This is a genomic window from Christiangramia pacifica (assembly GCF_057221535.1).
This window is the reverse complement of record NZ_CM170146.1, coordinates 3,288,693-3,313,481: the sequence shown is the minus strand read 5'-3', so window position 1 is coordinate 3,313,481 and position 24,789 is coordinate 3,288,693. Positions and strand designations below refer to the sequence as shown.

The window sequence follows — 24,789 nt, the reverse complement described above, 5'->3', positions numbered from 1 at the left end:
TTTTATTTTAATAAAGCGATTTGATCTTTTCCAGTTTTTCCTTCCAGACTTCCAGATCTGCTTTATGATTTGCGATATTTTTATGAACTTCTTTTACCAGAGGATTATCGTCATCCACATTAGAAAAGAATTGTAGGTTATTTTCCAGCTGTCTTATTTCTGCCTTCGTTTCCTGAATCTTTTTAGTTAGAAAATAATGTTCGTTTCTAATCCGCTTGTCATCATCTGCATCATCCAAAGCTTGAACTTTATTTTCGTATTTCATCATTTCAGCCTTGGTGTTGTCAATATCCATTTTCTTGAATAATTGATCCAGGGCCTTATTGAACTTACCTTCGATGAATCGTTTGTTGTAAGGAACTTTACCAATTTCTTTCCAGGCGTTGATTTGCTCTTTGATCTTGGCAAGATCATCTTTCTTGGTGCCTGAAAGTTCCATGGCCTTTACTTTATCAAGAATTTCCTTCTTCTTTTCAAAAGCTTCGACTTCTTCTTTATTGTCTTCATTTTTTTGGGCATGCAACCTGTCAAAATAGTGGTTACAGGCCTTTTTGAATTGTTTCCAAACCTTGTCGCTATCCTTTCTTGGTACATGTCCAACTTTTTTCCAGTCAGACTGAATCTTTTTCATTAACGGCGTCACCGTCTTGAAATCGTCACTGTCTTTATTATCTTCAGCAATCTGGATTAATTCTTTTTTCTTTTCCAGGTTATCATATTGTTGCTTTTTTAAATTCTTATAAAAAGCATTTTTCTTCCTGTTGAAACTGCGAACATTTTCCTTAAAAGCAGTCCAGGTATCCTGGTTTTTACTCCTCGGCACTTTTCCTGCATTAAAGAATTTTTCTCGAAGCGCTTCAATTTCCTTGATCTTTTGCTGCCATTTGTTATGACTATCATAGTCTTGATCTGCTATTTCCTTGATCTTTTCGATGATCTCCTGCTTTCGTTCCCAGTTTTTTTCATACTGGTCGTCTAACTGGCTGAAATATTCCTGGCGCTTGTCATGTATACTTTTAGTAGCTGTGCTGAACCTTTCCCAAATATCTTCGCGGTATTCTTTGGCTACAGGTCCCAGTTCCTCTTTCCACATTTTGTGGAGCATCTGAAGTTCTCTGAATGCTCGGTTTACATCTTTCTCTTGAAGCAACTCTTCAGCACGATCTATCACCTTCAGTTTTTGTTCAAGATTATGTTTAAAATCCATATCTCTGAACTCCCTGTTCAGGTGCAGAAAATCATAAAAATTCTCTACATGGTGGTGATAGGTATTCCAGACATTGTTGTAGCGGTCACGCGGTATAGGTCCGGCGGTGCGCCATTTATCCTGGATTTCCTTAAAGTGATTATAGGTGGTATTGATATTTTCCTCAACGTCTATCAATCCTTTGAGCTCTTCAATAAGATCGAGTCGAATCTGAAGGTTTTCGTTCAGGTCCTTTTTGAGGCGTTTGTAATAATTATTACGTTGTTCCTTATAATCGAAATATAATGAGTTAAATCTCTTTTTTAGCGGTGTAGAGTAGTGGAAGTCGATGATATTCCCGCCATCAGCAAGAAATTCTTCTTTTTTCTCTTCCATTTCCTCATCGAACTTCGCATTGAATTCAGCACGAATTTCCGCGACATGTTCCTTGATCGCCTGGATCTTTTCATTTTTTAGAAGTCGTTCCAGCTCATCAGCCAGAGCATCCTTGCTCATGGAATGATAGTCTTTCTTTTCTATATCATGACGCTCGTTGGCACTTTCATCTTCACTGTCTTCAGCGACAGCATCATCCATATCTTCTTCATAATTTCCAGATGATTTTTTATTCTCACCAACCACGGCGTCACCAAGATCGCTATCTATATCGTCCTCTTCATCATCATCATTTTCCTTAGCCAGCGCTCTGGATTCAGATTCTGAAACCATGGCATCCTCATGATCTGTAGATTCAGAAAGTTTTTCTTTTTTCTTTTTCTTTTTATTAGATTTTTCGCCGGTGAATTTAGGTTCTTTAAAGAAAGGATTTTCCACATCTTCAGTTTCTTCCATATGAGTATATGGATCTTCATCGGGATTTTTCTTTTCTCTGGAAATTTTGTCTGAAGTGGCTTTTCCTGTTTCAGATTCCTGAAGCATGGCATCTTCATGATCTGTTGATTCTTCTGCAGTTTTTTCTGAATCAGATGGTTTAGATTCCTCTTTTTTTGATTGACCCACAGGCTTATCAGTCTTTTCCGCATTGCTTTCCGCAGAAGGTGTATCTTCAGATCTTTTGGTATTCTCTGTTTTGTCTAAATCTTCGGGGGAAAGGTTTTTCTTCTTGTTTTCATTTTCTTGCTGTGACATATCTTTCAATGTTAAGGTTCCTCATGCTCTATTAATTCTGAAAGATAACAACTCCCCTAAAATTGAACAAGGGAATGGTTTTATTTATGAGGATGGAATCCGGTATTTTACGGCCGTAATTATGAATTCCAGATATCCCAGGCCTTTTCTGCCTGAAGTTCCAGCATATGAAGTCCGTTGATGCATTTAGCTCCTTTTTCCGAGGCGAGTCTCATCAGTTTAGTTTCTGAAGGGTTATAGATGAGATCGTAAATAAGATGTTTTTCAGAAATATTTTGAAATGGGATTTCCGGGCATTTATCCGTATTTGGTACTGTACCAAGGGGAGTGCAATTAATGATTAGTTGATGATCTTTTAAAATCTTCTCATCTAGCTCTGAATAGCTGAATTCGTTTTCCTTAGGGTTTCTCGAAACGAATTTAAACTCAATATTGAGTATCTCAAAAGCATAAGCTATAGCTTTGGAAGCTCCGCCAGTTCCTAAAATTAGAGCTTTTGAATTATGTTCTTGAAGATGAGGTTTTATAGACTCCAGGAATCCCCAGTAATCTGTATTGTATCCGCATAAACTACCATCTTTTTCAAATTTAATAGTATTCACTGCCTGGATCCTTTTCGCATGCGCATCAAGGTGATCCAGATATGGCATGATCTCTTCTTTGTAAGGGATAGTGACATTCAGGCCGGAAATAACCTTATTCTTGATCATCTTCGGAAATCGCGAAATATCCTGTATGTCAAAATTTTTATATTCCGCATCTATGTTTTCCTTATCAAATTTTTCAGAAAAATGCTTTCTGGAAAAAGAGTAGTCTATATTTTTTCCTATTAATCCGAAAGTTCTCATGCTTTAGATTTTCTTTTTTCATACCAGGCGAGACCAAGAACTATAAAAATTCCAACGAGAACGAAGAATATAGCTAGCCAGGTTTCAACAATTTCAAAAGAAGGCCAGAACCTGTCATAATTATCAATGATTTTATTGCCTTCACGATCTATCAGAGGTTCGCCGGCTTCTGTAAGTTTATACACTTTTTCTTTCCATGGCCATACTACGCCAAGGGATCCGGTTATAAAACCAATGATCACGGCAAAGGTTTCTTTTTTTCGTTTTTTCAGTACATAACCCAGTAAATGACTTAACGAAACAAGTCCGGCAAGGGAACCAACTGCAAATACTGTAAGTACCTGTAACATGCGCATTCTTTCAGGATCGGCCATAAAACTGAAATCCCAAAGGATTATTTGCGCCATGGTATCGTAAAGCGCGTTTACCGAATCCACTAATAATAACACATAATTTCCCAGAAGAATTAAAATAAAACTTCCTGAGAGACCCGGAAGCGTCATACCAGAAACACTGATCATTCCGCACACAAAAACAAACCAAAGATTGTCGTTCTCTCGTGCAGGTTCCAGGAAACTAATTCCTATTCCTACGATAACGCCAACAAGCGCGCAGATCACGGAATTGCGATCCCATTCATCAAAATCCTTACTGATGTAATAAATGGAACCGATAATCATTCCGAAGAAAGCAGACCAGACATATAATTCGTAATGAACTATGAGGTAATCCAGAACTTTTGAAACACTGAAATAGCTTATCAACATACCCAGGATCAGCAGGAAAATAAATTTCCCGTTGATATATTGGTAAAGACTTCTAAATCTTCCTGAAATAAGCAGTTTAAATGCTTTTAGATTCACTTTTTGCAGTGAATAAATAAATTCTTCATAGAATCCGGCAACAAAAGCAACTACACCTCCAGAGACTCCGGGAACTTTATTCGCGGCGCCCATGGCAAGACCCTTTAAAACAAGCAGGATCTTATCTGTGAAGGTTCTAGTTTGCTGCATCGGCAGAATCAGGTTTTTGGTTGGCCACCAGTTCCAGAACAATTATAAGGAGAAAACCTGCAACCATCAAAAGAACAGCCCATAGGGTTTGAGGATCACCATTAAAATTCCAGGGAAGCACTGAAGCTTCTTTAAGCACTACCTCTTTGTCTCCATACATCGCAGTTTCCAGGGTTTCCTTCCAGGGCCATATTTTATTTAATGAACCGGCGATAAATCCGGTAAGAACGGCAAGGGTTAGATTGCTATAATGTACAAAAAGCCATTTCAGAATTCTGGAGAAAGTAAGTAAGCCAAATACGGCACCAACGCCTACGATTGCTAAAGTTTTGATGTCAAAATCATGAGCTGCTTCTGTAATGGATTTGTATGCTCCCAGTAAAACGAGAATAAATGCTCCAGAAATGCCGGGAAGTATCATCGCACAAACAGCTATGGCTCCGGCAAAGAACAGAAACAGCGAACTTGAGTTTGCTGAGAGTGGAGGCAGGCTTACAATATAGAAAGCAACTGCGGCACCTAATACCATGGCAATAATGATCTTATAATTCCACCGAGGAATTTGCTTGGCAACGAACCAGATACTCGCAATTACAAGTCCGAAGAAGAAAGACCAGATTAGAACCGGGTGTGTATCCAGCAAATAATTCGCAAGACGCATCAAACTGAAGAGGCTTATCAATATTCCGCAGAAAAGTGCGAGAATGAAATTCCCGTTCATTTCTTTCCACATAGCAGAAAATCCGTCGTTCTTCCAAGTGGTTAATAGCGAAGGTTTGATCCCGCTAATAGTTGAAATAAGTTCTTCGTAAATTCCTGAAATGAAGGCGATGGTGCCACCGGAGACTCCGGGTACAACATCTGCGGCTCCCATGGCCATTCCTTTTAGAGTCACCTTAAGGTAATCCAGAAAACTTCGCTGCATCGTCTTTTATTATGAATTCGCCCAAAGGTAGCAAAATTACTAAGAGAGCTTTACGAAGGAATTTATAATTTGTCTAACGCTTTTGCGTTCGAAAATATTAGGGAAAAGTTCTTCAATAATGATGTAATATTCTGAATCAATTTTTAGAGCATTATTCAGGTGGAAATAACCTTTTTCTCCTTTATTTGTGTTGAAGAATAAACCGGAAAGACGATACTCGATTTCCGCAGACCCAGGATAGAATTCCAGAGCTTGAAGCATGCTGGAAATAGCAGTTTCATACTCGCCAAGACCTATCAAAATATCACAACGTCTAACCCATGTCTCCAGCTCATAATTTCCAAGCTCCAAACTTTTCTTGTAGCCTTGTTCAGCTTCCTCGTAAAAGTTCAGCCTACTGTTAATCTTGGCATATCGTTTCCAGTACAGAACATTTTCCTCATCAATATTGATCGCCTTGTTGATATAGTAAAGCGCCTTTTGAAAATTGAGTTTTTTGATATAGAAATCGGTGATCGCAATCCAACCTTTATCCAGTAATGGATCTTCATGAACGGTTTGCTTATAATTCTTCAGGGCAAGATCATCACATCCAAGTTTTTCAAAGCACTTCCCGATTCTTAAGTAAGCAAAAGAAGTTGGATCTTCAAGTTCCAGCGTGATATTATAGTTTTCAACAGCCTCGTTATAACGCTTAAGTTTTTCCAAGACTTTACCTTTTTCAAGATAAGCGCCCACAAACCTGTCATCGCTAATGATCGCAAAATCAAAAGCTGCCAGAGCCTTATTATATTCCTTAAGGTCAAAATACTGCTTACCTACCTGGTGCCAGGCTACCTCGCAATAAGGGTGCTTATTCAAATAAAGGTTCAGGTATTCAATCGCTTCAGTTTTCTGGTCAAGAAAATCAAAACAATACATGATATTATATAACGCGGAATAGTCTTCCTCATCTGCTTCAAGACATTTCATGAAGCTATACTTGGCGTTTTCAAAATCCTCTAGGAATAGATACTCCATTCCAATTAAGGAAAATATTTCGGCGTCCTCTAAAGTGATCTCTAGTGCCGCCTGAAGCATTTTGATCGCCTCGGTATGCATATCTCTCTTGGAATAGATCTGAGCTTTTTGAATATAAATTTCCTCATTGGAAGATTCCAGTTCTTTCAACTCATTTAAAATTCCATCTGCCAGGTCCAGTTTATCCTCGAAAACAAGTATTTCTACTTTAAACAGCCGAAGATTCACTGAAGTAGGATGTTGAGCAAGACCCATTTTAACTGCCTTTTTGGCAAGGGATATCTTACCGTTCTCCAGATAATGATTGATAATATTTTCAAACTCGTTAGAATCAAAGAACAAAACATCGTTTGTTTTCAGCATAGATTCAAAGCGGGCAAGTGAGAAATTATCTTCTTCGTTATGGCTAAGCTGCATAAGAGAGGGATTAAAGGATTTCTACTGTACTAAAGTTATAAATGAATGAAGGCGAATTTGGGAAAAACTTACATTGTTGTTAACAAATTAATTAACACCTACTAATCTCAACTTTTAATTTCATTGAGTATGTCAACAATAATGCCACAACCTTTCAAAATTTCTTCTTTAGTTATGGTAAGTGGCGGGGTTAGTCGTACCGCACGTTTTTCGAATAATAGCCAGAAAAGTATGAGCTGTTTTTCCTTGGCTCTCAGAATTAATTGATCCGCAATTTCGGCAGAATCGAACATCAGGGCGAGCATTAAACCTTTTCCCCTAATTTCCTCGATCAAAGGATGGTGTAAGTGTTTTCTGAACAAAATCTCTTTCTCCAGGCTTTGTTCAATCAAATCAGTTTGAGTAATTTCTTTTAGAGTTGCGAGAGCTGCAGCTGCAATTAACGGATTGCCTCCGAAGGTTGTAATATGTCCTAATTTTGGATTATCACTCAGCAAATCCATCAGGTCTTTTGAAGCTGAAAACGCACCAATAGGCAAGCCACCGCCCATGCCTTTTCCTAAGGCAACAATATCTGGTATCACATTGAAATTCTCAAAACCGAATAATCTACCCGTTCTCCCAAATCCTGGTTGAATCTCATCAAGAATCAATAACGTTCCTTTTTCTTCACAGCGTTTTTTGACCTTGTTCAAATAATTATCGGTAGGTAGAATAAAACCGGCACCACCCTGAATAGTTTCCAAAACCACACCGGCAGTCTTTTCAGTTATTTTTGAAAGGTCTTCTACGTTATTAAATTCAATGAAAGAAATATCTCCCAGGAGAGGGCGGAAGGGTTTCACACGTTCTTCCATATCCATGAGGCTAAGCGATCCCATAGTATTTCCATGATAAGCCTTTTTCGCAGCAATGATCTCAGTTCTGCCGGTAGCCCTTCGGGCAAGTTTCATTGCGCCTTCAATAGCCTCAGTTCCTGAATTTACCAGGTAAGTTTTTTCTAATGGGTCTGGAAGATGATGAGCCAGTAATTTAGTCAGATCTACCGCTGGTTTTTGGGCATATTCACCATAAACCATTACATGCAGATATTTTTCTGCCTGCTTTTTAATGGCCTCAACTACCTTCGGGTGTGAATGTCCCAGGCTACAGGCAGAAACTCCGGCCACAAAATCCAGGTGTTCCTTTCCGTCTGTAGTTATGATGTATGAACCTTTCGCATGGGAAACTTCCAGCGCCAGTGGGTGAGGAGTGGTTTGCGCCTGATATTTCAGAAAATCTTCTTTCAATTTAATTCTCTTTATTTTGAACAGTGGTCTTTAAAGAATCGGCTTTTTTTGAAGTATCGGTATTAAGAGAATCAATTATTTTCTCTGACTTATATTTAAGAGAATCTTCTTTCCTGTTCTTAAGTACTTCAGGTCTTAACCTCGAATTCTGGTCTAGTAACAGATCGTCTTTTTCCCTCTCATCAAAAAATTCCTCCGGTTCATCCGGTAAAGGAATACCTTTGATTTTTGTAAGCTCCGGTTCCGGCTGACCTTCAAATAAATCTTCTTTGGAAGTTATCCTTTCTTCCCCGCGCCAGTTAAAGCCTGAAAGTTTCCGGGCATTTGGTGGAAATTCCTCCTCAGGGCTAGTATCTCCATCCACCTGGTTATAGTAATACACATCTATTATCTGTTGATCTTCAAAAAAGATCTCAACATAACTTGCCAAGGTTTTATTGATACCTATTAACTGATTTTCTTCATTTCGAAGGTAATTCAGGGTTTCGGTATTCTTATCTATAACTACCTTTTGCAATTCGTTCTCCTTAAAGTAACCGGTAAGAATCTTTCCCTTAAGCTGATTATAGCCTTCGATGCTATCTTTCTGAATTAAAAAGGCATTGTCAAATACCAGTAGGGAATCCAATTGTTCAGTTTCAGGATTGCTCATTAAATGAATGCTATCTCCTGTCATTTGATTATCTGAAGACCACAGTACTGGTTTGCCATTTCCAAGTCGGCTCAAATTGATCAATTTGGTAAGGCCTGATTCCTGGTCAGTATAGATGGAATCGCTTCTACCGCTCATAGGATTTTCACCGGTTTGATCCTCTTTAAAGATCCTAACGTCATAAAATCCACGAATCACCCTTTTCTCTGGCTTACCTGTGATCATGATCGTATCGCTATGTATAAATAAGGTATCTCTTTCCTGTAAACTTGCGGCCAGCGCTTTTTTGGTAATAAATACCGAATCCTTATCCCGATAAACTTCCGCATAATGACCAGTAACTCTACTGTGGTTGATAGTATCTATTACCTTAATATTATTCGTAGCCGAAGCAAAACTATTTTTCCTATTAAAATAAAGGCTGTCCCCTTTAAGAATCCTGTTATCATAATTTATCTGCGAATTCTTTACAAAATAGCCATTATCTGCCCGGGTGTCGTAAAAACCTCGTTCGCAGTAAACGGTGCTGGTTTCACTAACTATCGTTGAAGGACCATATAAATAGGCGTGTCCGCTTTCAGAATAAAAATCCAGCTGGTCTGAATTGATCTTGTACTCAGGATTGGTTACCACAACTTCATTAACAAAACTATATTTATCTTCCTCCATAAAATATCTACCAATTTTACTGGTAAGAACGCTGGCGGTATCGGTAACTTTTCCGCCGCTACGATAATAAGCCTGTTGCTTAACTCGGTCAAAAAATAAACTATCGGTTTCCAGGGTGGTTTGTGGTCGTTTCATTTTAACCTTTCCACTGGCGAAAGCAAATTCGGTATCTCCATTATATTCAGCATAATTACTGGTCATGCTTACACTATCACCTTGCTGCATACGGATATTTCCATATGCCTTAAAAAAGTTCGCTTCTTTATAAAATACTGCGTTATCACACCATACTTCAATTCCATCATGATCAAAATAAACCTGATTGTCAACCTTACTTAGAATGAGTGCTCCGGGATAACGTTGTTCATTCTTTAAAGTTCGATCTGAATCATAATTTATTTCCTGATTTCTTTGTCCAAAAGCAAAGCTGGAAATCAGCAGTATGATTATGAAAGGAGAAAATTGTTTTTTCAATCTAATTTTTTTTCAAAAGTAATTAAAATAGGCGGAACGAATTTTTAGATATAAACGTTTGTGGAAAAATGAGAAGTAAAAAATTAACTTAAATAATGGCCAAAAAAGCTTCTGAATTCCTAAAGCTTTCTAAAATAAACTTGTTTTAAGACAAACTTAACTTTTGATACCAAACCAAAATCTGTTTTGCTTCGTAAGTTTCCATAGAAACTAAAATTTTAATTATGAAAAAACCCTTAGTCAAGGTTGATGTGGTGAACGCATCTTCCCAAGATTCGAAAAAGAATTCGCGAAGGAAGTTCATTAAATTAGGTGGACTTGGTATAGCAGGATCCAGCTTTTTACTATATGGATGTAGCGATGATGATTTATTTAACCCAGGTGGAGAAGTTCCAGGACAGGGACAAAACCCAGATCCAGATCCAGACCCGGATCCAGATCCAGACCCAGTATTTGATCTAGGTAGTGGTGATGTAGGTATCCTTAACTATGCTTATGCATTAGAACAACTGGAAGCTGCATTCTATACTCAGGTTCGTGCCGGGGCATACTATAGCGGTGCACCAGCTGAGGAACAAGAGTTATTTGACGATCTTTACAATCACGAGGTAATTCATAGAGATTTCTTCAAAACAGCTATTACAGCAGCTGCTGGTGAAGAAAATACATTACCAGATCTTGAATTTGATGTTTCTTCCATCGATTTTGATGATAGAACTTCAGTTCTTGAAACTGCAATGTTATTAGAAGATACAGGAGTAGGAGCATATAATGGCGCCGGAGACAGAATTGCTGATGCAACTTATTTAACCTTAGCAGGTAAAATAGTTTCAGTAGAGGCGAGACATGCTTCAGCCATCCGTTCATTGATCAACCCAGACTCTACAGATTTCGCAGGTGATGATATCATTGATGAAAACGGATTAGATCCAGCAACAGATCCAGCAGATGTACTAGCAGCTGCCGGAGGATTCATTACAACTGAATTTACTGCTAATAATCTTCCTGAACCAATGACGGGATCCTAATCTAATAACACTAAAAAGACATTATTATGAGTATTATAAAATTATTAGATGATTTTTCATCTGAAAAACTAACTACTAAATCCACTTCCAGGAGGGAGATGTTCAATACATTAGGATCTTTTGGAAAGAAAGCAGCTGCAGCAGCAGTTCCATTTGGACTAGCAACTAATTCTGCAAGTGCTAATACAATGTTCTTTGATCATGAAGGACCATTAGGATTAGCTCTTGTTCTTGAGTATCTAGAAGCAGAATTTTACATGAAGGCTTTAGAATCTGGTGTATTAGCTCCTGATTCTCGTGCTGAGAAAGTATATATGCAAATCTCTAAGCATGAAGATGCACACGTTGCATTCTTGATGGAAGCTTTAGGAGACGACGCTCCCGCTAAACCAACATTTGACTTTACCGCAGGTGGAGCATTTGATCCATTCAATGATAATGGGATTGGTCAGGAAACAGCATACGCACAGTTACTTGCATTAGCCCAGGCTTTTGAAGATACTGGTGTACGTGCATATAAAGGTCAGGCGCCAAATCTTATGGGAACTCCATATTTGGAACCTGCACTTCAAATTCACTCTGTTGAGGCACGTCATGCTTCTGAGATCAGAAGAATTCGTGGTCTTAAAGGATGGATCACCGGAAGCATGAGAGGCGATGGTATGCCAGAAGCTACTCAGGCAGTCTACGATGGTGAAGAAAATGTAATGCAGGGAGGTTTAGACCTAACAGCAGATATTACATATGCTGACGATATTGTTGGAGACTTAACAGCTGCAGTAACCCAGGCTTTTGATGAGCCTATTACTGGAGAAACAGCACAAGCTATTGCTGGTCTGTTTATCGTTTCTGATGAGTAAAAAGGAAAATTATCCAGAAAGAAAAAGGCTGCCAGTTGGCAGCCTTTTTTTATGCTTTAAGAACAAATAAATTATCTGTTAATCGTTTGTTTTCTATCTGGTCCTACTGAAACTACGGTAATTGGAGTTTCAAGCTCTTTTTCAAGAAAATCCACATAATCATTGAATTCCTTCGGAAGAGCAGAAGCATCTGTCATTTTAGTAAGATCTTCTTTCCAGCCCTTAACTTCCGTATAAATAGGTTCAACATTATCCGGTTCGATATTATAAGGTAAATGGGTGATCTCTTCTCCTTTGTATTTATATGCGGTACACACTTTCAGGGTTTCAAAACCACTAAGCACATCACCTTTCATCATGATTAGCTGGGTGATACCGTTTACCTGCACTGCATATTTCAATGCAACTAGGTCAAGCCAGCCACATCTTCTTTTTCTACCAGTTGTTGCTCCGAATTCATTACCTACACGTCCCATTTTTTCCCCAACTTCATCAAAAAGTTCAGTAGGGAAGGGGCCACTACCAACCCTGGTGGTGTAAGCTTTGAATATTCCAAAAGCTTCTCCAATTTCTCTGGGTGCTACACCTAATCCAGTACAAGCACCCGCAGCAGTTGTATTAGATGATGTTACAAATGGATACGTACCGAAATCTATATCCAGAAGTGATCCCTGGGCACCTTCAGCAAGAATACTTTTCCCAGCTTTCATTGCCTGGTGAAGATATTCTTCACTATCTATAAAAGTTAATTCCTTTAGCGTTTCAACCGCGTTGCAGAATTCTTTTTCTAGTTCCTTTAGATCATATTGTACATCTACATCGTAGAAAGCGATCATTTTCTCGTGCTTATCTGCGAGGGTACGATACCTGTCTTTCCAATCCTCAAGTTCCAGATCTCCCACACGTAAACCATTTCTTCCGGTTTTATCCATATAGGTTGGACCAATTCCTTTTAGAGTAGAGCCAATCTTTGCCTTACCTTTTGATGCTTCAGATGCGGCATCCAGCAAGCGATGGGTAGGAAGTATAAGGTGAGCTTTTCTTGAAATCACCAATTTAGATTTGTAATCTACATTGTGTTTTGCAAGATTATCTAACTCTCTTTTAAAGATCACCGGATCTATAACTACCCCATTTCCAACAAGATTCACACTGTTGTCATGAAAAATTCCAGATGGAATGGTATGAAGTACGTGTTTTTGCCCGTCAAATTCCAAAGTATGTCCAGCATTAGGACCTCCCTGAAAACGTGCAATAATATCGTATTTGGAGGTTAGAACGTCAACTATTTTACCTTTCCCTTCATCACCCCATTGGAGACCTAGTAGTAAATCTACTGCCATGAATTTTAAAACTTAATTGGTTGATTTTTTGTTTCCGTAGAAATATAATGAATGCTTGTTGATCTCTATATCAAAAACCTCTTCAATAGTTTGTTTGATACTTTGAATTCTGGGATCACAAAATTCTATTACTTCCCCGGTGTCTGTAAGTATGATATGATCGTGTTGCCGATCGAAATATGATTTTTCATATTGGGCTTGATTCTGCCCGAATTGATGTTTTCTAACCAAACCGCATTCCAACAAAAGCTCGATAGTATTATATAAAGTAGCTCGGCTAACCCGGTATTTCTTGTTTTTCATCTTGATATAAAGTGATTCAATATCAAAATGATCATCTGAATTATAGATTTCCTGAAGTATAGCGAAACGTTCCGGTGTTTTACGGTGACCTTTCTCTTCAAGATACTTGGTGAAAACATTTTTAACGACCGCCTGGTCGTTTTTATTTACAACTTTTTTGCTCATAATTTGCTCTGCAAAGGTAAAAGTTTATTCACGGCTAACCTTGTCTATCCCGTTAATTTTTTTCAGCCTTTGAATGATGGTATTCAGGATATTATTATTCTTTACTACCAGGGTAATCCTACCACTGAAAACCCCATCTGAACTGTCAAAATTCAGGTTCTTCATATTCACGTGCATATTGCTGGAAATCTCTTTCGTGATCTCGCTCACCAATCCTAAATTATCAATACCCTGTAGTTTGATTACCGCTTTGAAATCCTGCTGAGAACTATCTATCCATTTTGCCTGAATGATCCTGTAAGCGTAATTACTCTGAAGTTGCAACGCGTTTGGACAATCCTTTTTATGAACTTTTATTCCATCGTTTACTGAAATAAAACCAAAAACACTATCTCCTGGAATTGGATTACAGCAATTGGATAATTTGTATTCCAGTTTTTCCTCTTCCTTTCCAAATACCAGCTGATCGTATTTTGCCGTAATTTCATCCTTATTAAGATCTGCCGCTATCTGAGGTTTTTTGATCTTACTTTTGAAATAACTAACCAGGGAATTGCTTCGGGAAGAAGCAAAATCTTTTAGCATCTGGTTGTCTATTTTCCCGATTCCTACGCGGTAAAAAAGATCCAGGCTGGTTTTCAGGTTAAAGAAAACTACCAATTCATTAATAGATTTCTCGTTGAACTGAATTTTCTGAGCTTTCAATTTTCTAGCAAGAATTGCTTTTCCTTCTTCTGCGATCTCTTTTTTCTCGTCTTTAAGAGATGATTTTATCTTTGCCCTGGCTCGTGCAGTATTCGCGTAGTCCAGCCAATTAATATTTGGCTTTGCATTTTCCGAAGTTATGATCTCCACCTGGTCGCCACTTTTCAACTCATGACTCAAAGGGACCAGTTTGTTATTAACCCTGGAACCTCTGGTGTGAAGACCAATTTCAGTATGTATGCTGAAGGCAAAATCGAGAGGAGTAGAGCCCTTTGGTAAAGATTTTAGATCTCCCTGCGGAGTAAAAACAAAAATTTCTTTGGAATAAAGGTTCAGTTTGAATTGTTCAACGAAATCAACTGCATTAACTTCTGAACTTTCCAGCGCCTCCTGAAGCCTGGTCACCCATTCTTCAAAACCTCTTTCTTCTTTATTGGTCTCGTTACCCTGCTTGTATTTATAATGTGCAGCATAACCTTTCTCCGCGATCTCATTCATTCGCTGACTCCTTATCTGGACTTCAACCCATCTTCCTTTAGGACCCATTACCGTAATATGCAATGCTTCGTAACCAGTAGACTTAGGCGAAGAGATCCAGTCCCGCAGTCTTGTTGGATTAGGCCTGAAGTGATCTGTAACAATCGAATATATTTTCCAGGCGAGGAATTTCTCCTGAGAAGGCTCACTATCGTAGATGATTCTAATAGCGAACTTATCGTAGATCTCATCAAAACTTATGTTCTGAGCCTTGATTTTTTTATTGATGGAATAAATGGATTTCGGTCTACCTTTTATTTCATAATCCAGTTTTTCCTGGTCTAGCGAATCCTGAATGATCTTACTGAATTCTTTTATGTAAAGATCCTGTTCTTCTTTACTTTCCTTAATCTTGGTAAGAATATCATTGTAAACTTCAGGTTCAGTATATTTTAAACCGAGATCCTCAAGTTCTGTTTTAATGTTATAAAGACCAATTCTATGTGCTAGCGGAGCATAAATATATAAAGTTTCTGAAGCGATCTTAACCTGCTTATCCGGGCGCATGGCATCCATCGTTTGCATATTATGCAACCTGTCTGCAATTTTGATGATGATCACCCTTACGTCATCATTCAGGGTAAGCAGCATTTTCCTGAAATTTTCCGCCTGCAGGGAAACATCCTTGTCTTTTTTCAGACTGGAAATTTTGGTAAGTCCGTCTACGATCTTAGCCACGGTTTCTCCAAACATTTCTCGAAGATCGTCAAGGGTATATTGTGTATCTTCAACCACATCATGAAGTAGGGCAGCGGCAATGGAAGTGGCATCCAGCCCAATTTCAGAAGCTACGATCTTAGCCACCGCAATGGGGTGGAAAATATAAGCTTCTCCAGATTTACGGCGCTGGTCTTTATGGGCGTCTACAGCCGTATCAAATGCTTTCCGGATCAGTTTTTTATCATCCTCGGTTAACGTTTGATAACTAATGCGCAGCAATTCCTTGTACTGCCTCGCGATCTGTTTGTTTTCTTTTTCTATAGCCGCTTCTGTCATAGGTTAAAAATACAATTAAGATTGAAAGGAAACAACTAAATACCGGTCTTCAAATTGCGATAACGCTGCAAGAGACTGGGATGAGAATAATGTACAAAAATATAGGCTTTATGCGGAGTCAAATTGCTCAAAGTGTTTTTGGATAATTTCTTCAAGCTTGAAATGAGAAAACTACCGTCGTAAGTGGTTTTTGCAAAATTATCTGCCTGGTATTCAAATTTTCTTGAAACATAGTTCATAATAAGTCCGGTGATCTCAGATATAGGGCTGTATAAAATTCCGAAAGCAACCAGGCCAATATGGAAGCTAGGTTCTGCAACTCCTAAAGCTGCGGAAAGCAAAGGGTTACCAACAAATAAAGATAACAGCCATAAGGTAAATCCTGTGGTAATGATCGAAACCAAAAGGTTAACAATAATGTGATTCTTTTTATAATGACCAACTTCATGGGCTAGAACTGCTACTATTTCTTCCTCTTCCAGGTCATTGATAAGCGTATCATATAAGGTGATTCTTTTTTCACTTCCAAAACCTGAAAAATATGCGTTTGCTTTCGTGCTTCTTTTTGAGCCGTCTATTACAAAAATGTTATCTAGTTGAAAACCGACACTTTTTGCATAGTGCTCAATTTTTGATCTCAAAGATCCGTCCTTCAAAGGAGTTTGTTTATTGAAAAGCGGAACGATCAATTTAGCATAGAACATATTCATGAAAATTGAAAATACCGCTACCAAAATCCAGGCATACCACCAGAAATTATCTCCGGCGAATTGATAGAACCATACGATAAGTGCTAGAATTCCGCCACCAATTATGGCGCCCATCAGTAATCCTTTTAATTTATCCAGGATGAATAGTTTTCCGGTAGTTTTATTAAAACCATATTTTTCTTCGATCACAAAGGTGCTATACCAAGAAAAAGGAGTCATTAATAGGTCGCTTCCCAGCATAATGATTCCAAAGAATATTAGTGCGATCAGAATGGGATTGTCGGTAATACTTCTGGCGATTTGGTCTAAATAGGCGAAACCATCAAGTATGATAAAGCCTAAAGTGAGCAGTATCGAAAAGCTTGAGGTGATCATACCAAAACGAAATCTTTCTTTTTTATAACGCTGAGATTTTTCATATTCCTCGGCATCATAAACGTCTGAAAGTTCAGTAGGAATAGGATCATCAAAATGTTTGGCGTTGAGAGCGTCGAGAATTTTATCGACCACAAAATCGATGATTATAATGGCAATGATGATATAAAAAAGTGTTTCTGGTGTCAAATGAATTTCAATTTATTCTGGGTGAATAATTCTTTGTCTTTTTGCTTCAAATATAAGAATGCCCGCAGCAACCGAAACATTCATGGAATCTATTTCTCCATGCATGGGGATGATGATATTCTCAGTGGAATTCGTGATCCATTCTTCACTCAAACCGGTCGCCTCTGTTCCCATAATTATTGCTGAAGCATTTCTGAAATCTATTTTATGATAAGCTTTTGATGCCTGAAGTGCCGCTGCATAAATATTGATCTGACGGCTTTTCAGGAATTCGATAATTTCTTCCGTAGATCCAGTGGCGATTTGGTTCGTAAAAATACAACCAACGCTGCTTCTGATGATATTCGGATTATACAGATCGGTTTTTGGATTGGCGACGATCACGGCATCTACAGCAGCCGCATCTGCTGTCCTCAATATTGCGCCGATATTTCCTGGTTTTTCAGGGGCTTCAGCTACGAGGATCAAAGGATTTGTATTTGTAAATTGCAGATCATCCAGCTGAAGTTCCTTAGATCTAAAAACAGCCAGAAGACCTTCTGTGCTTCCTCGATAAGCGACCTTTTCATATACTTCTTTACTAATCTCAGTTATTTCTGCATGCTCGTCCTGAGACTTTGCCATTCCCATTACTTTCTGAAAATCTATCAATTCCGGAACAAAATAGAGGTGAAGTGGTTGATAGCCTCCATTAATGGCGAGTCCAACTTCCCGGTTTCCTTCAACTACAAAAGCATTTTCCTTCCGGCGATTTCGCGACTTTTCCTGTAGCTGAAGCAGCCACTTTATTTCCTTATTCTGGGGACTCGTGATCTGTTTAAACATGTGGTAAAAGTACGTAGATAATAGCCATAAAAAAAGCCCCTGAACTTCAGGGGCTATTGAATTTTATCGAAAAGAATTATTCACTTTTCTGATCTTCATATTTCTTGGAATATCTTTTCCAAAGCTCAGTTTGATGAGTTTCGAGACTAACCTCTCTACCATCAATAAATGCATGAGAAAGAATGTTCGTTCTCATGTCTAGAGCATCTCCTTCAGAAATAAATAAGGTGGCCGATTTTCCTTTTTCCAGACTTCCGTATTTATCGTCGATCCCGAGGATCTTCGCCGTGTTAGAAGTGATCAGTTTCAAAGCATCTTCTTTGTCCATTCCAAAAGCAGCTACGGTTCCGGCATAAAAAGGAAGGTTTCTGGTATTCATACGCTCCATTTGTCCACTACTTTCCAAGGCCACCATCACACCTTCATCCTGAAGTAATTTTGCCAGTTTATATGGATAATCGTAATCTTCATAGTCTTTATTCGGAGTGCTGTGTGGCCTGTTGACCAAAACCGGAATTTCATTAGACTTAAGCTGATTTGCCACACCAAGCGCATCATAACCACCAACAATCACGATGCTATTCAATTCCTGCTTGTTTTTGAATTCGATCACATCCAGGATTTCTTTTTCGCCATTTACATGGATGAAAACTTTTTTGTCTCCATTAAAAACTGAATCCATGGCTAAATATGGTAGGTTTTTATAATCCCTGCTTCCAGCTAAAAATGCCTTTGAGGAAGCAAAGAAATCTGAAAGTTTTTCGATCTCTTCCTGATATTCTTTATTCGCTTTTAATCCTGGATCTTCACCTCTCCACCAACGGCCTCTTCTAAAGGCATCTGGCCAATTGATATGAAGACCGTCATTTTCTTTCACAACTGCATCTTCCCAATTCCAGGCATCAAATTGCACAATGCTTGAGGTTCCTGAAACAAGTCCGCCTCTAGGAACGATCTGGCCAACCAAAACACCATTTGGTCTCATGGATTCCACAACTTTGCTTTCCGCATTATAAGCGATCAAACTTCTAACATTTGGAAGCATTTCACCCATTTCGTCTTCATCTTCTGTAGCTTTAACCGCATCTATTTCAACAAGACCGAGGGTTGAATTTGGTGCAATTATTCCAGGATAAACATGTTTGCCTTCGGCATTGATTATTTTTCCCGGATATTGTCTCTTGGTTAGATTAGCTGCGATCACTTCAGTGATCATGCCATCTTCAAAAATGATAAGGCTGTTTTCGATAACCTCACCATTTCCCAAATGTGCTGTTGCTCCCACAATTGTAATCGGTTCCGACTGTTCCGCGGCAGGAGTTTGCTGCGCAAAACTGTTTCCGGAGATCACCAGTAGAGCGATTAAAATATATATATTAAATCTTTTCATTTTTCTCTGATTTTTATTGAACCTCTTCTAGAAGATCACAGTGAACACGTTGCTTTTCTTTTTTCGTTACCGGCTGAGTTTTCACTCCGCTGTTTTTTGCTTTCAGCATCTGGGCAATAAGCGCATTACGTTCTTTCTTGATCTCTTTTCTCATCTGCTCATCACGTTCCAGATCAAAATAAACCACACCTTCTATGATGGTCTTTTCCGGTTTTGCGTAGATAGATAGCGGGTGCTCATTCCAGAGAACAAGATCTGCCTGTTTGCCTGTTTTAATACTTCCCACAAGATTATCTATATGCAGAAGTTTCGCAGGATTGATGGTTACCATTTTCCAGGCCTCTTCCTCACTCATTCCACCATATTTTACGCTTTTTGCTGCTTCCTGATTAAGTCTTCGGCTCATTTCACCATCATCACTGTTAATAGCCACAGTTACACCAACTTTATTCAAAATTGAAGCGTTGTAAGGTATAGCATCATTCACTTCATATTTATATGCCCACCAGTCAGAAAAAGTAGAAGCGCCAACTCCGTGTTCTTTCATTTTATCAGCAACTTTGTAACCTTCAAGAATGTGAGTGAAAGTGTTGATATTAAAATCGAATTGTTCTGCGACCTTCATCAGCATATTGATCTCACTCTGAATATATGAGTGAGAAGTTACAAAGCGTTCGCCATTCAGGATCTCTACAAGTGTTTCCATCTCAAGATCTTTTCTGAAATCTCCACCGCTTTTCTTTTCAGACTCATAAGCTCTGGCCTGACTGAAGTAATCGATGAAAACCTGTTCCACACCCATCCTTGTCTGTGGAAAACGGTTACCGCTCCAATTTGCCTGTTTTACATTCTCACCAAGAGCGAATTTTATAAAGGGTGGCGCCTGCTCGAAAATAAGATCTTCTGCAGATTCTCCCCATTTTAGTTTTAGGATTGCTGAACGGCCCCCAATTGGGTTTGCAGATCCATGTAATAATTGAATAGTAGTTACTCCCCCGGCAAGATCTCTATAAATTCCTATATCTGTTGGGTCTACCACATCTTCCATGCTTACTTCCGCGGAAGAATTATGTCCCGCTTCATTAATATCTGAAGCAGCAAGGTGGGAGTGTTCATCAATTATCCCGGCAGTTAAATGTTTACCGGTTGCATCGATCACTTTTGCACCAGAAGCACCAAGATCTTTTCCAATTCTGGCAATTTCTCCGTTTTTAACCAGAACATCTGTGTTTTCAAGAACACCTTCTTCTTCACTGGTCCAAACCGTAGCATTTTTGAAAAGAATATTTTGCTGCTTAGGTTGTTCCTTGAAACCGTAGGCGATGTTAGGATAAGTAACCGGCATTACTTCCGGAGATTCTTTCTTTTCCTTTTCCTCTTTTTTATCTTTTTCCGAAGAATTCTTTTTTGTTGCCTGGAATGAAGTTTCATTTCCATTTGGCATTATCGCTTTACCGGAAATTGAATTCGTTGGGGCCGGAATGTTGGCAGCAAGTCTTATAAATTCAGTTTTTGTAGTATCTGGAGAAGAAAGTAAAAGGCTCATCCAATTATTATCAAAACTTAACTTGGAACCTATCTTGGTTTCTCCCAGTTTTACTTCAGCTTTAGGTTTGGAAGCTTCACCTGTAATATTCAGTTCGTAAGTATTACCATCTACTTTTAAATCATATTTTCCAGTAATATTGGTAATATCCATATTTTCCAGGACGTTCTTTTCTCCCTGGATCCAGTTTTCATATAAAGTGGTTTTCTTATCAAAAAAGTCTCCGGAAGTAATCAGGAAGTTTGCCCATGCACCTTCCTTAATTACACCAATTTTGTTTGACTGACCAATTGTTTGTGCTGGCACTGTAGTTAATGCTGCCAACGCTGCTTCCTTGCTTAAACCATATTCTACAGCTTTTAATAAATTGGTTCTGAAATCTTTTTCCGCATCTATAGAATGGGTGGTAATGGTAAACGGAACTTTAATTTCCGACAACATTTTCAGGTTTGTCGGCGCCTGGTTCCATTCTCTCATTTCTTCAAGGCTTAAATAACTGGTTAGATAAGGATCTTCTACATCATAGGCACTAGGGAAAGATAGAGGCACCACATAAGTGGCATTAGATTCTTTTATTTTATCTATTCTCTGGTATTCTTTTCCACTACCAACGATAACATATTGAACCCCAAATTCGTCCCCAACCTTATCAGCTCTAAGTTCGTTCAACAAATTATCTGCTTTAAATATCTGAACAAGATTTTGATTAGAGTTCAGGGCTTCCAGCGCAAGATCTTTATTATCGGCATTTCCTTTAGCATACCAGTCGGCATCCAGGTAAGCCTGGCGTATTAGAGCCATGGTACCCATAATTGAAGTAGGATAAGATTGTCTGGAAAGAACGCTTTTATCAAAAGATAGATACTGCGAAGACCTGTCACTTAAGATACGATCTCCTTCGCTTACTCCAGGAGTAAGGGCCACGAGCATTCCGGTACCTCTTATGATCCCATCAGGAACATGCGTATTAACTACTCCGAATCCTGCTTTATGGTATTTTTCAGCTTCTTTCGAATCAAAACTGAATTGTGAAACCGCATCAACATCAGGTCTTATGTGATCGTTCCAGTAATATCCTTCTCTCGAAGCATCATACTGAGGGCCATTTCCGCCTTCAGCTCTTTTCGGTTTAGAAATTCCAAATTCGCTGTATAGATCAATAAAAGATGGATACACTTCTTTGCCCTTAAGGTCTACTACAATACTGTTCTTTGGAACATTGATAGATTTACCTACAGAAGTGATCTTTCCTTCTTTAATAGCAAACATACCATTTTCGATCACTGTTTGAGGATCTACATGGATCCTGGCGTTTTTAAAAACGGTGTAATTGGTGTTGCGCGTTTTTACACCATCATTTTTCGGGAAATATTCCTGTGCCTGCATAGAAAACACACTAAGGAAAACTCCCAAAATCAGTAGTTTTAATTTCATAAAAAGTTGGTGATTTTTAAGTAAATAAGATTGCTCAAAATTTTAAGAGCCTTAAAGTACTAAAAAATGTATTATTTCAGAGGAATTATAGTGCGTTTCGAGTATCATCGAAGTAATTAACCAGCAAAGCAACCACATAACTGTAACTTTTCATGCCATCAGACTGATTATTTACGATAAGATACCTGTTATAGGTTGCTTTAAAAATCGGTTCAAATGGATTGGTGTGCTGTTTCCAGAATTCGTCTACTTCCCGGTAATTTTCAAGAATGCCTTCGTTGATGGTTTCGATCAATTCTTCGGCCTTTGTCTGGTCTCTCCTGTAAAGTTCGCTCAGGCAATAACTCAGTGCAAAAGTGTAACCTGAATACCTGAATTTTTTATTGGGATGATTCATCGTTACCAGGCAGGAGATGAAATTTGCTTCATTTTCCTTGGCAAAGCCTAATTGGTGCCCAACTTCATGACTTGCCGTGGTTGGGATCTTATACGGTAAGATAATAGTATTTACCTGTGCCTCATTGGTTAGCGGATTCAGATAACCATTGAAACCCATATAGGTTAGTGGAATGCTGTAAAGAGACCTTTTTAAAGCTTCCCCTTTATAGGTCAATTCCGGGTAATCTTTTTCAATATTTTTATATCCGTCCAGGGTGATCTCGAACAATTCATTTTTTGAGTATCTATACTCAACGCTGGTAGAGTCATTTACGGCAAGCTCCAAATGAATTTGGTTGGATCTGTCAATAAGTCTTTCAGTTAATTTAATAAGCTTATCCGTAGTGTATTCATTTTCAATTTCCAGCGTTTCATGCAATGGGAGTCTGTAATAATTAAAACCCCAGAATAAATGAAAGCAAAAGTAAATTATTGATAAAGTGGCAAGGGCATCAGGAATCCACATTTTCGGTCTTCTGAATCTTTGAGATATTCTTCTGGAAAGCCACAGAATTAAAAGGATTACCAGTAAAGCATACAAAAAATCTCCTAGTGAAAATGGGATAAATCCCAGGCTGAATCTCATCATTTTTGAAATGACCGGATAAAGTCCTTTAGAATAATACTCCTCGACGAAGGCTGAATGGCCAGAAAGAAAATTGATACCTATAATTTGTATCGGCAGCAGGATAGCGAGTAAAAGGACAGACTTTCTCTTCACGGCTTAAAAATACAAATATTCAGCAGGCCTCAAATTTTAGAGTTCGGTAAAATCGAATACCTTTGTGAAGATACCAAAAATTAGAGCAATGAATGAAGAAATAAGGGGGCTGGAACCCAAAGTTTTATGGAATAAATTCGCTGATCTGAATGCCGTTCCAAGACCTTCAAAAAAAGAAGAACGTGTCATTGAATTCATCAAGAATTTCGGAAATAATTTAAATCTGAGGACTGAAGTTGACAGCGTAGGTAATGTGGTGATCTATAAGCCTGCGACAAAGGGAATGGAAGACAGGAAAAAGATCGTACTGCAGGCTCACCTGGATATGGTACATCAGAAAAATAACGACACAGATTTCGATTTTGATACGCAGGGAATTGAAATGTATGTGGATGGTGACTGGGTTCGTGCCAAAGGTACTACTTTAGGTGCCGATAACGGTCTTGGCGTGGCTACCATGATGGCTATTCTGGAAAGTGATTCCATTGAGCATCCGGCTATCGAGGCACTTTTTACTATAGATGAAGAAACCGGGATGACCGGGGCGAAAGGATTGAGCCCAGATCTTTTGGAAGGGGAGATCCTTCTTAATCTTGATACTGAAGAAGATGATGAAATAGGAATTGGTTGCGCCGGAGGTGTAGATATTACAGCTTCAAAGAAATATGATGAAGAAAAAATGCCGGAAACCTACAGGAGTTATTCTGTAAAAGTTAAAGGTTTGAGTGGAGGCCATTCCGGGATGGATATTATTAAAGGTCTTGGGAATGCCAACAAAATAATGAATCGTCTTTTGGTGAATACTTCCGAAGATCTGAAAATGAGAGTTTCTGAAATTGATGGAGGTGGATTGAGAAATGCGATCCCCAGAGAAAGTGAGGCGTTGATCGCTATTCCAGATACGGAAGAAGAAAGTTTTAAAAAAGAATTTGAAACCAGAGCCAACGAGATCAAATCTGAATATGCATCGCTGGAAAAAAATCTTTCTATAGAACTTCAAAAAGTTCCAACTGAAGGATCTTTAATGGATCTTAAATCTCAACGTGAAGTTTTGCATGCCCTGGCCGGTGCACATAATGGCGTTTACAGGATGAGTCCTGAAATTGAAGGACTGGTGGAAGCTTCAAATAATGTCGCCAACGTCACTTTGAAAAATGGGGAAGTTTATATTAAATGTTTAACCCGGAGTTCTGTAGAATCAACAAAAGATGATCTGGCAACTTCTTTAAAAGCTGTGTTTGAACTAGCTGGCTTTGAGGTTAAGTTATCCGGGGAATATCCAGGTTGGGCACCAAACAGTGATTCAGCGATTTTGAAAACTCTTGATGAGATCTACCAGAAAATGAATGGTGAAAAAGCAGATATTGCCGCCTGTCATGCCGGACTGGAATGTGGAATCATTGGAAGTCATTATCCAAAAATGGATATGATCTCTTTTGGTCCTACCATACGTGGAGCTCATTCTCCAGATGAAAGAGCAAGTATAAAGTCTGCCCAGAAATACTGGAATTTTTTACTTGAAGTTCTAAAGAACATTCCGGAGAATTAAAATTACCTTCTGAAAACAAAAAATCCCTTAACG

General features: G+C 38.6%; 18 protein-coding genes. 3 read left to right on the top strand and 15 right to left on the bottom strand.

What is annotated here, in order from left to right; genetic code table 11:
• Positions 1–7 precede the first annotated feature (7 nt).
• The 7 genes from AC2S94_RS15205 to AC2S94_RS15175 form a co-directional block, all read right to left on the bottom strand.
• Entirely contained in the window at positions 8–2,335 is a 2,328-nt protein-coding gene (locus AC2S94_RS15205) for a DUF349 domain-containing protein (protein ID WP_484629397.1), read from the bottom strand.
• Positions 2,336–2,454: 119 nt separating this feature from the next.
• Positions 2,455–3,183, bottom strand: a complete 729-nt coding sequence (locus AC2S94_RS15200) for a shikimate dehydrogenase family protein (protein WP_484629396.1) — start codon at positions 3,181–3,183, stop codon at positions 2,455–2,457.
• A complete protein-coding gene (locus AC2S94_RS15195; protein ID WP_484629395.1) occupies positions 3,180–4,196 on the bottom strand; it encodes a DUF368 domain-containing protein in 1,017 nt (338 codons plus the stop codon). The genes AC2S94_RS15200 and AC2S94_RS15195 overlap by 4 nt, the downstream gene beginning before the upstream one ends.
• A complete protein-coding gene (locus tag AC2S94_RS15190) occupies positions 4,183–5,121 on the bottom strand; it encodes a DUF368 domain-containing protein (protein WP_484629394.1) in 939 nt (312 codons plus the stop codon). Before AC2S94_RS15190 ends, AC2S94_RS15195 begins: the two co-directional genes overlap by 14 nt.
• 39 nt (positions 5,122–5,160) lie before the next feature.
• Positions 5,161–6,558, bottom strand: coding sequence for a tetratricopeptide repeat protein (locus AC2S94_RS15185; RefSeq protein WP_484629393.1), 1,398 nt, complete (start codon positions 6,556–6,558; stop codon positions 5,161–5,163).
• A gap of 107 nt (positions 6,559–6,665) precedes the next feature.
• Positions 6,666–7,847 (bottom strand): aspartate aminotransferase family protein, encoded by a 1,182-nt coding sequence (locus AC2S94_RS15180; RefSeq protein WP_484629392.1) that lies wholly within the window; start codon positions 7,845–7,847, stop codon positions 6,666–6,668.
• 1 nt (position 7,848) lies between these two features.
• A complete protein-coding gene (locus AC2S94_RS15175) occupies positions 7,849–9,642 on the bottom strand; it encodes an OstA-like protein (protein ID WP_484629391.1) in 1,794 nt (597 codons plus the stop codon).
• 224 nt (positions 9,643–9,866) lie between these two features.
• On the opposite strand from AC2S94_RS15175, the gene AC2S94_RS15170 reads away from it, so the two are divergent.
• Both AC2S94_RS15170 and AC2S94_RS15165 read left to right on the top strand, forming a co-directional pair.
• Positions 9,867–10,670: a ferritin-like domain-containing protein gene (locus AC2S94_RS15170; protein ID WP_484629390.1), complete on the top strand. Its 804-nt coding sequence runs from the start codon at positions 9,867–9,869 to the stop codon at positions 10,668–10,670.
• Positions 10,671–10,696: 26 nt separating this feature from the next.
• The gene (locus AC2S94_RS15165; protein WP_484629389.1) at positions 10,697–11,530 is read left to right on the top strand and encodes a ferritin-like domain-containing protein; all 834 of its coding nucleotides are present in this window, start codon (positions 10,697–10,699) and stop codon (positions 11,528–11,530) included.
• A 71-nt stretch (positions 11,531–11,601) separates the two neighbouring features.
• Here AC2S94_RS15165 and AC2S94_RS15160 read toward each other — a convergent pair whose 3' ends face one another.
• The 8 genes from AC2S94_RS15160 to AC2S94_RS15125 all read right to left on the bottom strand — a co-directional run bounded on the left by AC2S94_RS15160 (position 11,602) and on the right by AC2S94_RS15125 (position 23,207).
• Positions 11,602–12,873 carry an adenylosuccinate synthase gene (locus AC2S94_RS15160; RefSeq protein ID WP_484629388.1) on the bottom strand — a complete coding sequence of 424 codons (1,272 nt, stop codon included), beginning with the start codon at positions 12,871–12,873 and terminating at the stop codon, positions 11,602–11,604.
• Positions 12,874–12,885: 12 nt separating this feature from the next.
• Complete coding sequence (locus AC2S94_RS15155) at positions 12,886–13,341, bottom strand: Fur family transcriptional regulator (protein WP_309560734.1); 456 nt, start codon at positions 13,339–13,341, stop codon at positions 12,886–12,888.
• Between the two features lie 24 nt (positions 13,342–13,365).
• Positions 13,366–15,579 carry a RelA/SpoT family protein gene (locus AC2S94_RS15150; RefSeq protein ID WP_484629387.1) on the bottom strand — a complete coding sequence of 738 codons (2,214 nt, stop codon included), beginning with the start codon at positions 15,577–15,579 and terminating at the stop codon, positions 13,366–13,368.
• Between the two features lie 35 nt (positions 15,580–15,614).
• Positions 15,615–16,853 (bottom strand): M48 family metallopeptidase, encoded by a 1,239-nt coding sequence (locus AC2S94_RS15145; RefSeq protein ID WP_484629386.1) that lies wholly within the window; start codon positions 16,851–16,853, stop codon positions 15,615–15,617.
• Between the two features lie 12 nt (positions 16,854–16,865).
• Positions 16,866–17,678, bottom strand: a complete 813-nt coding sequence (locus tag AC2S94_RS15140; RefSeq protein ID WP_484629385.1) for a TrmH family RNA methyltransferase — start codon at positions 17,676–17,678, stop codon at positions 16,866–16,868.
• A 76-nt stretch (positions 17,679–17,754) separates the two neighbouring features.
• Entirely contained in the window at positions 17,755–19,068 is a 1,314-nt protein-coding gene (locus tag AC2S94_RS15135) for an amidohydrolase family protein (RefSeq protein WP_484629384.1), read from the bottom strand.
• 13 nt (positions 19,069–19,081) lie between these two features.
• Positions 19,082–22,048, bottom strand: a complete 2,967-nt coding sequence (locus tag AC2S94_RS15130; RefSeq protein WP_484629383.1) for an amidohydrolase family protein — start codon at positions 22,046–22,048, stop codon at positions 19,082–19,084.
• Between the two features lie 85 nt (positions 22,049–22,133).
• A complete protein-coding gene (locus tag AC2S94_RS15125) occupies positions 22,134–23,207 on the bottom strand; it encodes a DUF3810 domain-containing protein (RefSeq protein WP_484629382.1) in 1,074 nt (357 codons plus the stop codon).
• Positions 23,208–23,295: 88 nt separating this feature from the next.
• Between AC2S94_RS15125 and AC2S94_RS15120 the strand changes: the two genes are divergently transcribed.
• Positions 23,296–24,756 (top strand): aminoacyl-histidine dipeptidase, encoded by a 1,461-nt coding sequence (locus AC2S94_RS15120; RefSeq protein ID WP_484629381.1) that lies wholly within the window; start codon positions 23,296–23,298, stop codon positions 24,754–24,756.
• Positions 24,757–24,789 lie beyond the last annotated feature (33 nt).

Bases quoted from the DNA above. Each gene is read 5' to 3' on its own strand.
- AC2S94_RS15205 (WP_484629397.1), bottom strand. From the start codon at position 2,335: ATGTCACAGCAAGAAAATGAAAACAAGAAGAAAAACCTTTCCCCCGAA.
- AC2S94_RS15200 (WP_484629396.1), bottom strand. From the start codon at position 3,183: ATGAGAACTTTCGGATTAATAGGAAAAAATATAGACTACTCTTTTTCC.
- AC2S94_RS15195 (WP_484629395.1), bottom strand. From the start codon at position 4,196: ATGCAGCAAACTAGAACCTTCACAGATAAGATCCTGCTTGTTTTAAAG.
- AC2S94_RS15190 (WP_484629394.1), bottom strand. From the start codon at position 5,121: ATGCAGCGAAGTTTTCTGGATTACCTTAAGGTGACTCTAAAAGGAATG.
- AC2S94_RS15185 (WP_484629393.1), bottom strand. From the start codon at position 6,558: ATGCAGCTTAGCCATAACGAAGAAGATAATTTCTCACTTGCCCGCTTT.
- AC2S94_RS15170 (WP_484629390.1), top strand. From the start codon at position 9,867: ATGAAAAAACCCTTAGTCAAGGTTGATGTGGTGAACGCATCTTCCCAA.
- AC2S94_RS15165 (WP_484629389.1), top strand. From the start codon at position 10,697: ATGAGTATTATAAAATTATTAGATGATTTTTCATCTGAAAAACTAACT.
- AC2S94_RS15160 (WP_484629388.1), bottom strand. From the start codon at position 12,873: ATGGCAGTAGATTTACTACTAGGTCTCCAATGGGGTGATGAAGGGAAA.
- AC2S94_RS15155 (WP_309560734.1), bottom strand. From the start codon at position 13,341: ATGAGCAAAAAAGTTGTAAATAAAAACGACCAGGCGGTCGTTAAAAAT.
- AC2S94_RS15150 (WP_484629387.1), bottom strand. From the start codon at position 15,579: ATGACAGAAGCGGCTATAGAAAAAGAAAACAAACAGATCGCGAGGCAG.
- AC2S94_RS15140 (WP_484629385.1), bottom strand. From the start codon at position 17,678: ATGTTTAAACAGATCACGAGTCCCCAGAATAAGGAAATAAAGTGGCTG.
- AC2S94_RS15135 (WP_484629384.1), bottom strand. From the start codon at position 19,068: ATGAAAAGATTTAATATATATATTTTAATCGCTCTACTGGTGATCTCC.
- AC2S94_RS15130 (WP_484629383.1), bottom strand. From the start codon at position 22,048: ATGAAATTAAAACTACTGATTTTGGGAGTTTTCCTTAGTGTGTTTTCT.
- AC2S94_RS15120 (WP_484629381.1), top strand. From the start codon at position 23,296: ATGAATGAAGAAATAAGGGGGCTGGAACCCAAAGTTTTATGGAATAAA.